General features: G+C 68.1%; 12 protein-coding genes. 11 read left to right on the forward strand and 1 reads right to left on the reverse strand.

Features of this window, described 5'->3' with window-relative positions; all coding sequences use genetic code 11:
• Positions 1-141: 141 nt before the first annotated feature.
• The 10 genes from ACFWI9_RS08960 to ACFWI9_RS09005 all read left to right on the forward strand — a co-directional run bounded on the left by ACFWI9_RS08960 (position 142) and on the right by ACFWI9_RS09005 (position 8,607).
• Complete coding sequence (locus ACFWI9_RS08960; RefSeq protein ID WP_387160071.1) at positions 142-1,023, forward strand: hypothetical protein; 882 nt, start codon at positions 142-144, stop codon at positions 1,021-1,023.
• A gap of 418 nt (positions 1,024-1,441) precedes the next feature.
• Entirely contained in the window at positions 1,442-1,969 is a 528-nt protein-coding gene (locus ACFWI9_RS08965; protein ID WP_387160073.1) for a hypothetical protein, read from the forward strand.
• A gap of 86 nt (positions 1,970-2,055) precedes the next feature.
• Positions 2,056-2,883, forward strand: coding sequence for an ATP/GTP-binding protein (locus ACFWI9_RS08970; RefSeq protein WP_387160074.1), 828 nt, complete (start codon positions 2,056-2,058; stop codon positions 2,881-2,883).
• 37 nt (positions 2,884-2,920) lie between these two features.
• Positions 2,921-3,607: an SAF domain-containing protein gene (locus ACFWI9_RS08975; protein ID WP_387160076.1), complete on the forward strand. Its 687-nt coding sequence runs from the start codon at positions 2,921-2,923 to the stop codon at positions 3,605-3,607.
• 2 nt (positions 3,608-3,609) lie between these two features.
• Positions 3,610-4,479, forward strand: coding sequence for a hypothetical protein (locus ACFWI9_RS08980; RefSeq protein ID WP_387160078.1), 870 nt, complete (start codon positions 3,610-3,612; stop codon positions 4,477-4,479).
• On the forward strand, positions 4,472-6,031 hold the full coding sequence (locus ACFWI9_RS08985; RefSeq protein WP_387160079.1) for a CpaF family protein: 1,560 nt from the start codon (positions 4,472-4,474) through the stop codon (positions 6,029-6,031). Before ACFWI9_RS08980 ends, ACFWI9_RS08985 begins: the two co-directional genes overlap by 8 nt.
• Positions 6,032-6,119: 88 nt before the next feature.
• Positions 6,120-7,043: a type II secretion system F family protein gene (locus ACFWI9_RS08990; protein WP_387160080.1), complete on the forward strand. Its 924-nt coding sequence runs from the start codon at positions 6,120-6,122 to the stop codon at positions 7,041-7,043.
• Entirely contained in the window at positions 7,040-7,936 is an 897-nt protein-coding gene (locus ACFWI9_RS08995) for a type II secretion system F family protein (protein WP_387160081.1), read from the forward strand. Before ACFWI9_RS08990 ends, ACFWI9_RS08995 begins: the two co-directional genes overlap by 4 nt.
• 23 nt (positions 7,937-7,959) lie before the next feature.
• Positions 7,960-8,148 (forward strand): LPXTG cell wall anchor domain-containing protein, encoded by a 189-nt coding sequence (locus tag ACFWI9_RS09000; protein ID WP_387160083.1) that lies wholly within the window; start codon positions 7,960-7,962, stop codon positions 8,146-8,148.
• A 36-nt stretch (positions 8,149-8,184) separates the two neighbouring features.
• Positions 8,185-8,607 (forward strand): TadE/TadG family type IV pilus assembly protein, encoded by a 423-nt coding sequence (locus ACFWI9_RS09005; RefSeq protein ID WP_387160084.1) that lies wholly within the window; start codon positions 8,185-8,187, stop codon positions 8,605-8,607.
• A 25-nt stretch (positions 8,608-8,632) separates the two neighbouring features.
• Here ACFWI9_RS09005 and ACFWI9_RS09010 read toward each other — a convergent pair whose 3' ends face one another.
• Positions 8,633-9,829 (reverse strand): RNA-guided endonuclease InsQ/TnpB family protein, encoded by a 1,197-nt coding sequence (locus tag ACFWI9_RS09010; RefSeq protein WP_387160086.1) that lies wholly within the window; start codon positions 9,827-9,829, stop codon positions 8,633-8,635.
• Positions 9,830-9,982: 153 nt separating this feature from the next.
• Here ACFWI9_RS09010 and ACFWI9_RS09015 point away from each other — a divergent pair, with 153 nt between their 5' ends.
• Positions 9,983-10,501, forward strand: coding sequence for a TadE/TadG family type IV pilus assembly protein (locus ACFWI9_RS09015; RefSeq protein ID WP_387160087.1), 519 nt, complete (start codon positions 9,983-9,985; stop codon positions 10,499-10,501).
• Positions 10,502-10,527: the final 26 nt, after the last annotated feature.

Genomic DNA, 10,527 nt, shown 5'->3' on the forward strand with positions numbered 1-10,527 from the left:
TGGTGCTTACTTCTGTCCGGGGTCGTTGCCGCGACGCTGGTGACGGGATGCTCGGACGGGGCAAAGCCGGTGCCGCAGCCCGGGCGGCAAGGCGCGCCTCCCAAGCAGTCAGCAAAACCTGCCGCGCAGCTACCTGAGGGCATGCATCCACTGGGCGCCAGCACGCCACTCGACGGTGACACCTGGACGCTCAAGACGACGGCACTCAAGGCGACCCAGCCCAGCGCGAAGGCCAAGGGGGTGCCCGCCGGGTGGCTAGCGGCCACGACCGACTTGGTCTTCACCAACACCAGCGACGAGATCCAGAGCCTCCCGACCGTTTCGGTCACAGGCCGGTACGGCGGCGAGGGCCGCCCCATCGAGTCCTTCACGGACGCCGGCATCGCTCCGGTCCCCGCGCCGGCACTGGGAGAAGAGCCCAGGCGGGTTGGCCCCGGCCAGGCCGTCACGGCCAGGCTCGGTGTCGCTGTACCCAGTGACGCTGCCGGGCAGCCGGTGACCTTTACCGTGCAATCGCAGGCGTACCTGAGGATGGACGAGACCGTCCACTACTTCGAGGGACGCTTTCCAGGGCGGCCGGCGCAGCCGACACCACTGACCGGCACTGCCACCATGGGCAAGAAGGGCTTGCTTCGCCTCGGGGACTGGAACGACGACGGAGTCAGCCGCATTCGCCTCTCGCGCCTCTCCACATGCGATCTCAAAGGAGGGCGACGCGAGTGCACCATCCAGCTCACGGTGCTGAACACGAGACCGCAGGTGGAAGAGATCGGCCGGACTCGGCTCGACAACACCCTGCGCATCTACTACGGAGCGACCCTTCAAGGCCCGGTCGTCGTGCCGGAGGGGCCCGGGGCCGATAGGTATGACGGGGGCGGCCCCATCGCGCCGCAGCGCGCAGCCACACAGACTCTGCGCTTCGCCCTGCCGCCCAAGGCTGTACCCGGACCTTTGACGATTGAAGTCACTTACCCCCATGGGGGCGGCACCCGAGCCACCTACCAGGCACAGGTGGGAGGCTGACGAATCAGCAACTCATTGAAGCTGAAACTAAAGAAGGCCTGTCTCGAGCCAAGACCTGCAAGAGCCCGACGAGTCGCAATCGTTATCGCTGGCGAATTTCGTCATGTCGTTCCCTCCAGGCGGGTAGCGGGAGTCGAATTTCGGCTTGAGATCTCCCGCCGTGCGGGATTGTCACGATTTGCCGCCTGCTTCGAAGTTCTGAACTGCTGAAACGGGCTGGGCCATTGGAGAGTCATTGCGTAACGTATGGGAAGCAGTTGACCACCTGGGGTGGCTGAGGCCGCGACGGGGACATGCCCCTGCGCACTATGCCGCAGGTCGTCTGACGCCGTCGAAAACGCAACGGGGAGGCGTGGTGGAACATTCAGTACGACCGGAACGATCAGCGTTTCGCGACCGGAACCGAACACGTACCTCCGTGGTGATCCTCGCGGCGTGTGTGATCGCGGCCGCGACCTCCTGCAGCTCCGATACCGGGACCAACTCCAAGCCCGCTACCTCTACCCCGCCGGCGTCACCAACGAGCGACCCCAAGGAAGAGGCAGCGCGTGCCAGCGCGCTGGCCGCCTACAAGGGAATGCGGAGTGAGCAGGTAAAGGCCTTCGCTGCCGGGACTGCGGTCGACACCAAACTGCGGACCTACGCTTACGACCAAGCCCTCGGCAAGATCAATTCTGAGCTGTTCCAGATGAAGCAGGCCGGCGTCGTGTACAAAGGCCAGCCGACCAGTGAACTCAAGGTCACCGCGGTAAACGTCACCGGAACCCCGCCTGCGGTCACCATCCAGGAGTGCTTCGACGTCACCAAGTGGCGCGCCACTTTGAATGGCAGAGACGTGACCCAGAAGGGACAGCCCACCCGGTACGTCGTGAACGGCACCGTCCGTGAGATCAGCAAACAATGGATGGTCACCGACCTGGCCAACGACAAGGCCCGGGCATGCTGACCCGGCGCCTCCTGGCAACTTGTGCTGCCGTAGTCGCGACAGTTTCCTTCGCATCCTCCGCGCGTGCTGAGGGCGAACCGGTTGTCGTGGATAAGGGCTGCGGTCAGAACGACGTGTGCTGGGACATCACGGACCCAGGAAGTGGCGGGAATCCTGGCAAGCCGGGCACCACAGGTGGTGGCAAGGGAGGTGGTGGTGAAAAGCGCAAGTGCTTCATTCGCGGCGTAGAGGCAGCGTGCTACGACCCGGACTGGGGCTATTACATGAACGGCTGCTACTACCGTCTCGCTACCCCACAACCGCCCGCCACCGATCCTGCCTGGGCCGGCCACAAGCCTGGTGACGGTGCCATTTACGACGCAACGTGCGTCACCGCCGCAGGCGTCCAGACCAACCAGGGCTGGCTCCAGAACCCGCCGCCGGGAGCAGGCACGGGCCCCACGCCTGCGGAGCTCGCCCAGCAGGCCCTCGCGAAGATGACCCTGCTAGGGCCCGATATCGGCATCGCCCCCAAGACCGGCGGAAAGGGCGTCGTCGGCATGCCGGTATGGATGTGGGCCAACGACACCCCCAACCACTGGGGACCTGTCACCGCGTCAGCGACCGCCGGGGCCGTGACCGTCAACGCGACCGCGAAGGTCTCCAAGGTCGTCTGGTCGATGGGCGACGGCACGACGGTGACCTGCACCGGCGCGGGAACCCCCTACCAGGCGGCATTTGGGAAGAAGACATCTCCGGACTGCGGCCACCGCTACCGGGCGCCCTCGTCGACACAGCCCTCCGGGAAGTTTCCGGTGAGCGCCACAGCCACGTGGACGATCGACTGGCAGGGCGGCGGAGAGACCGGACAGCTCACTGAGATCCGTGACAGCGACGTGGCCATCACCGTCGTCGAGGTCCAGGTCCTCAACTAGTACGACTCATCAAGCACTTCGAGAGGCACATCACCGCATGGAATCTCCCGCTGCGCCGACGGTGCCGCGCCCGGCCTCACCGGCACGCCCCGAGGTCCCCATCACCACCACCGCTCCGGTCAAGCGGGAGCGCCGATGGTCGGTCGCCGCCCTGTGCATCGTCCTGGCCATGCTCGCCGGCCTCGGCGCGGCCGCAGCCGTCACCTCTGCCAGTGACCGCACCAAGGTGCTGGCCATCGCCCGCGACGTTCCCGCAGGGCAGGCGCTGACTGCCGCAGACCTGGTCGTGGCGGAGGTGAGCGCGGACGCCGCCCTCACCCCCGTACCGGCCTCGCAGAAAGCCTCCATGGTGGGCAAGCGGCCTTCCGTCGACCTGCGCAAGGGCGGTCTGCTCACGACCTCCCAGCTCGCCGAGGGCACCGGCCTGGGCGACGACAAGCAGCAGGTCGGCGTCCAGGTCAAGAAGGGCCAGGCCCCGGCGGGCACGCTCTCCCCCGGAGACAAGGTCCTCGCGGTCACCACCCCCGCGCAGGGAGAGCAGCAGACAGCCAAAGAGGCCGATGCTCCACCGTCGACCGTCAACGCCGTCGTGGTGACCGTCTCCCGCCCGGACGCCTCCGGCAACGTCGTGGTCAACCTCGCCGTCGCCACCACCGACGGCCCCCTGCTGGCGACCCGCGCCGCTCAGGGCCGCATCGCCCTCGTGCGCGAACCGCGGAACTGACCATGCCTGTCACCGCACTCGTCTCCGCCAAGTCCTGCGGCGTGACCACGTCCGCTCTCGCCCTCACCCTCGCCTCGAAGCGCCCCTCGCTCCTCGCCGAGTGCGACCCCGCCGGAGGCACCATCCGGGCCGGCTTCCTGGAAGGGGAGGTCGGCGCCGGGTTCGGCCTCTACCACCTGGCCGCCGCCGAGCGCACCGGGCCCGACGCCCTCGCCCACGCCTTCGCCAACCACCTGTGGAACATGGACGAGGCCGGACACCGTCAGCTGCTGCCCGGACTGACCGACCCCGCCCAGGCCGCGGCCCTGGGCCGGACCTGGCCCGCGCTGTCGGAAATCATGCACGTCATGGCGGACGACGCCGGATACCACGTCTACATCGACGCCGGCCGCATCGCGCTCGAGTCCGGACGCCTGCACACCACGCTGACCCCCGCTCCGCTGCTCCACCAGGCCGACCTGGTCCTGCTCGTCGTCCGCGGTACCGAGCAGTCCCTCGCCCTGGCCAAGCACACCATCGGCCCCCTGCGCACCGAAATGGACGAACGCGGCAACGGTGCCGACGCGCTCGGGCTGCTTCTCATCGAAGACGGCCCCTACCGCGCCCACCAGGTCGCCGAAGCGCTGACGGCCCCGGTCCTGGGCGCGCTGCCCTTCGACCCAGGCACAGCCGAATTCTTCGCAAAGGGAGGCCGCCCGCCGCGCGGATACGGCCGCAGCCCCTTCCTGCGCCACGCCCGCACCACCACCGAACACATCGAGGCCGCGGCCGCACGCCGCGCCATACAGCAGCAGTACCCGCACAAGCCGGCCAACCCGCAGCTGGCGGGCGTTCTACAGCGACTGAACGAGAGGGGAGGACAGCGTGGCTGACATCCAGCACCGCCCCGGCACCAACGGACAGCCGGCCCTTGGCCGTGAGGACCTCGCCGGGCTGCTCGCCGAACGCATCGGTCAGCGCCGCCCCGCCGGCCCCGCCCCAGCCGCCCCTCTCCCCGTCGAGACGGTCACTGTCCCCGCATCCGCGTCCCATGCCGCCGCCGTGCCTCGGCTGGCCGGGCTCCCCGGTGAACTCCCGGTGAGCTGGGACGTCATCGAAGACCTCCAAGCACAGGTGTCCAAGCAACTCAGCGCCGCGGACCCCGAAAGACTCCTCGAAGAAGACGACCGCCGCGCACTGGCGAAGTCGCTGGTCCGCACCGCGGTCGCCGACTGGGCCACCAAGTACGCCCACGGCAACACCCCGCTGACCGCCGAACAGGAAGCGGCGATCGGCACCGCCGTCTTCGACTCCATGTACCGGGGCGGGCGCCTGCAGGCGCTGCTCGACCAGGACGGCGTCGAGGACGTGATGGTCGACGGCCTGCGTGCCCACGTCGAGTACTACGACCGGCCCCGGCAGACCATTGAGAAGGTCGCCGACAGCCACGAAGAGCTGATCACCTGGGTCAACCGCATGGCGCGCCTGTCCGGGCACGGCGAGCGGTCCCTGACGCAGGCCACTCCCATGGTGGGCTTCCGCATGCCCGACGGCTCCCGTGTCACCTCCACCCTGCTCACGTCCCGGCCCTCGGTCGTGATCCGAAAGCACCGGGTCCGCGATCACGGCATCGCCGAATTGGTGCAGTGGGGCTCCCTCAATCCGATACTCGAGCGCTACCTGATCGCGTGCGTCCACGCTCGGAGGAACATCCTGGTAGTGGGCGACATGGGCGCGGGAAAGACGTCACTGCTCCGGGCGCTCGGTCGAGAGATCCCTGCTTCGGAGCGGCTGGTCACGCTGGAGTCGGACCGCGAGCTCTACCTGGACGAGCCCGGCCCCAAGCCCGGACCGGTGACCTTCGCGTTCGAGGCCCGGCAGTCCAACGGTGAGACCCGCGGCGGGCAGAATGCCGGCGAGGTCACCATCTCCGACATGTTCGCCACCGCCCTGCGCTACAACGCCACCCGCGTCATCGTCGGCGAGGTTCGCTCCACCGAGATCGTGCCGATGCTGCAGGCGATGTCCGCCGGTGGTTCCGGCAGCATGTGTACGCTCCACGTCCGGCGGCCGCACGCCATCATCAGCCGCCTGGTCCAGCTGTGCACCGAAGCAGGCATGCAGACCGAGGCCGCCCACCACCTGATCGCCTCCTCCATCGACATGATCGTCTACCTGACCTACCTGGACGAGACCGCGATCGGCGGCCGCAAGCACCGCTTCATCAGCCACGTGTACGAGGTTCACGACGTCGTCGGAGAAGGCGGACGCCCCGTCACCACCGAACTGTTCGCGCCCCAAGGCGGCGAGGTGCGCGCCATCTACAAGAACATGCCCACGTTCATCGACGACCTGGAGCGCACCGGCAAGTTCGACCGCCAGTGGCTGACCCAGAACCCTTACGGCGCCTGGATGGGGCCGCTGCAGACAGTGGGGCGACGATGAACCAACCAGACCTGAAGCAACTGACCAACCGAGGGCACGCCGGTTTCGACCGCGCCTGGCTCACCGGCGCGACACGCACCTGGGGGCCATGGTGAACACATCCCAGCTTGCCCTGGTCGCCGCCTGCTGCGCCGTGCTCGCCCTGCTGGCGATCAACGGGGCCGTCCGCGAGATCCGTGGCCGGGTGCCGGACCCGACCAAGCCCAGGTCCCCCATGGCTGGACGGATCCAGCGTGCGAAGGCTGAGCTGCCGGAGACGTGGCAACGCCGCTGGCGGCACCTGGTCATCACTGCGGGCATCGTCGCGTTGGTGGTGTGGGCGTGGACCGGCTGGCCCGTGCACGGTCTCCTCGCAGGCGCCGCCGTCCTCGGCCTGCCCTACGTCCTCAACCCGGGCACCGCCGCCCAGGCTCGCATCGAACGCCTGGAGGCGCTTGGCCAGTGGCTTAACCACCTGGCCGGTGTCCACCAGGGCGGCATCAGCCTCACCCAGACGATCCGTTCCTCCGCGAAAGCCGCACCCAGCCCCATCGCCCCGAACGTGCGAGCACTGTCCGACCGACTGCGCTCCGGCATGGAGGCACACGACGCATTCGCGCTGTTCGCCGACGAACTCGCTGACGGCGTCTCCGACCACGTGACGCTGCTCTTCCAGTCCCACGCCGTCTACAGAGGCCGCGGCCTTTCGGATGCGCTCGAGGCCATGGCCGTCACCATCCATCAGCAGGCCGCCGACGCCCGAGACATCGAGGCCGACCGGGCCAAGGTCCGCAAAAGCTCCCGGATGGTGTCCATCGTCATCTGTGTCGTGGTAGTCGGATGCATGCTCAACCAAGCCTGGTCCGGCTGGTACCAAAGCCCGCTCGGGCAGATCGTCCTCGCCGTCCTCGGCGGCCTCTTCGCCTACACCCTGCGCTGGCTGAGGAAGATCGCCCGGACCCAGCCCGACCCGCGCCTCATCGACCCGCTGCCCGTACAAGCTCAGCTCACCATAACGGGAGGGGCTCGATGATCCCGCTGGAAGCCGTGCTGCCCGCAGCCGCAGCAGGCGCCCTGATCGGCCTAGCCATCCGCTCCCTCATGCCCGCCCGGCGTGACCTGGTATCCGCACTGGACCGCCTGGACGTCGCGAAGACCAGCGGGCCTCTCCTGCCCTCGGCCACCCCCAAGGGCACCGGAGGCCTGCCCGAGCGCGTCGGCACCCGGCTTCTCGGCGAGTTCGGTGAGCGCATCACCCTGCCGACGAAAGACCTCGCCCTGCTGCGGATCAGCCCGGCCGAACACCTCGGCAAGCGCTTCATGTTCGCCCTGGGCGCGCTCCTGGCGCCCCACCTCCTCAACGCCCTGCTGGCCCTGGCGGGTGCCCCGTGGCCGTTCGCCGTGCCCACGATCCTCTCGCTCGCCCTGGCCGGCCTGTTCTGGTTCTGGCCCGGCAAGGAAGTCGCCCGCGACGCTGCCGCCGCCCGCCTCGTCGTACGGCACGCGGCCGCCTCCTATTTGGAGCGCGCCGCGCTCGCGCGCATCGCCAACTCCGGCGCCGCGCAGGCCCTGACCCAGACCGCAGAGGTCGGCAACTCCTTCATCTTCGTGCGCATGCGGCAGGTCTTCCACCAGGCCGACCTCGCCGGCGTCACACCCTGGGACGCTCTCAAGCAGCTCGGGGACGAGCTCGACATCCCCGAGCTGACCCGCCCAGCCGACACCCTCGCCCTCGCGGGCGACGGCGCCGCCGTCTACACCACCCTCCAGGCCCAAGCCCGACAGCTACGCATCGCCTTGCTGTCGGACGCCAAGGCCCAGGCCAACGCAGCATCGGCCGCGATGATCCTGCCGGTCACCGCCGGCGTCATCCTCATGCTCATCTTCGTGATGATCCCCATCACGATCACCATCCTCGGAAGCTGAAAGTACGAAGGGGGACCCCATCCATGGACATCCAGACCCTGACTGTGTGGATCCGCGGCCGCTACGAGGCGCTCAAGGCCGCAAGAGACGCCGGGCAGACCTCCACCGAGCTGGCCCTGATCGCCGGCGCCCTGCTGCTCGGCGCCGGCCTGCTGGTCCTGGCCATCCGCACCAAGCTCATGGAGAAGATCGGGATCATCAACAACGGCTGACCAGCCGCTGGGACCGAACAGAAAGGCGAGGCAAGCGTGGGATCACGAAGGCGGGGGAGCCTGCGGCGTTTCATCCGCTGCCGGCTGCGGGGCAACGACCGCGGATTCGGCAGCGTCGAGTTCGCGGTCCTGGCCGTCGTCGTACTCGCCCTGATCTTCACCGCCATCCAGGTCGGCCTGTACTACCACGCCCGTAAAGTCGCCCAGTCCGCCGCCCGCCAGGGCGTGGAAGCCGGCCGCCAATTCGGTGCCAGCGAAGACGACGGCGTTGCCCAGGCTCAGAGATTCCTGAACCGATTCGGTGCCAGCGTCCAAGACGCGAGCGTGTCGTCGGCCGGCAGCACCGCAGAGGAGATCCGCATCACCGTACGCGGCAACGTGGCCACCCTGGTCCCCGGCCTGACCCTGGACGTCGTCCAGCACGCCGACGCACCCGTAGAACGGTTCACGCAGCCTTGACTTCCTCCCCTGCTGGAGGGGATTCCTACGGCTCGCGCTGTAGGGATTTCTGCTTCGTAGCCGACTGCCCCGTCCGGGAGGACTCCCGTTGAGGTCTCACACCAGCTCCACAGACGGACACCGCCAGTCCGGCGGCCAGAAGGTTCTTCGCGGCGTTCACGTCCCGGTCGTGGACCGTCCCGCAGTCGCACGTCCAGGTGCGGACGTTGAGTGGCATCTTCCCTGCGAGGATTCCGCAGTGGGAGCACAGCTTGGAGGAGGGGAACCATCGGTCGACAGCGATCACTTCCCGCCCGTACCAGGCAGCTTTGTACTCCAGCATGCTCCGGAACTCCGACCACGCCGCATCCGAGATGGCGCGGGCGAGCCGCCGGTTCCTGACCATGTTGCGCACGGTCAAGTCCTCGATCACGAGCGTTTGGTTTTCACGCACGAGTCGGGTGGTCAGTTTGTGCAGGTGGTCACGGCGGCGGTCGGTTATCCGGGCGTGAAGCCTGGCAACCTTGCGGCGGGCCTTGGCCCGATTGGCGCCATCGCCCTCAGCCTTCTTCCCGAGGCGGCGTTGCGCGAGCGCGAGGCGGGCACGGTCGCGGCGCTCATGCCGGGGGTTGGCAATCTTCTCCCCAGAGGACAGTGTCAGCAAATGGCTCAGGCCGACATCGATACCGACCACCGTGTCTGTGGCGGGGAGAGGCTGGACGGTGGGGTCCTCCACGAGGAGGGATACGAACCAGCGTCCGGCCGCGTCCTGGGAGACGGTCACCATCGACGGCTGTGCGTCTCCGGGCAGCGGCCTCGACCACACGATGTCCAGTGGCTCGCTCATCTTGGCCAGCTTCAGCTGACCGTCGCGGAACCGGAACGCGCTGGCGGTGTACTCAGCGGACTTCCGGGACTTCTTCCGCGACTTGAACCGCGGGTACATTGCCCGCTTACCGAAGAAGTTCGTGAACCCAACCTGCAAGTGCCGCAGCGCCTGCTGGAGCGGAACCGACGACACTTCGTTGAGGTAGGCGAGTTCTTCGGTCTTCTTCCAGGCAGTCAGCATCGCCGACGTCTGGTTGTAGTTAAGCCGTTCCTGCCGCGTCCACGCCTCGGTGCGAGCGGCGAGCGCCAGGTTGTAGACCTTCCGTACGCATCCGAACGTGCGCGACAGCTCGGCTGCCTGCGCGTCGGTCGGGTAGAAGCGGTACTTGAACGCCCGCTTCACGTGAGTGGTCATAGCCCACAAGCTAGTGCAACATGTTGTGACTACCTGACAGATCGTCGAAAGGGACGCTGGTCCGCCCGGGCGACGAACCGGCTGCCCCTGTCCTCCTCCGCAGGAGGTTTCCTTCCCGGCCTGAAGACCGGGGGCAATCACGGAGGAGTCCTGATGGGTACGCGGGGCTACCGACGGCGGCTGGCGCGGGGGCTTCGCCGCGACCGAGGGTCCTACGCGCTGGAGACGGCGATCCTCGCCCCGGTGATGATCGGCCTGCTTCTGTTGATGATCGCGTTCGGGCGGGTGACGGACGCCGACGGCGCGGTCGACGCCGCAGCCCGTGCCGCGGCCCGAGCCGCCTCTCTCGAACGTGACGCCGGCAGCGCCCAGGCAGAAGCCCAGGCTGCGGCGAGCCGCAGCCTTGAGGGAGAGGGCATCACCTGCCAGACCTCCAGCGTCGTGGTCGACACCGCCGGCTACGCCCTCGACATCGGCGTGGAGGCGAACGTGACCGCGACGATCGCCTGCACGGCGAACCTGTCCGACATCGGGCTGCCGGGCCTGCCCGGTTCCAAGACGCTCACCGCGTCGTGGACCAGCCCCATCGACACCTACAGAGGCAGAGCTCTTGGGTTCGCGAATTCTGAAGGGTCATGGAGTGCGAACCGAAGCGTGGGTACCGAGCCGTGAGCGCGCGGGGGTACTTGGGTTCAGGT

Origin of the sequence: Streptomyces sp. NPDC127084 (assembly GCF_042724175.1) — a bacterium.
Lineage (GTDB): Bacteria > Actinomycetota > Actinomycetes > Streptomycetales > Streptomycetaceae > Streptomyces.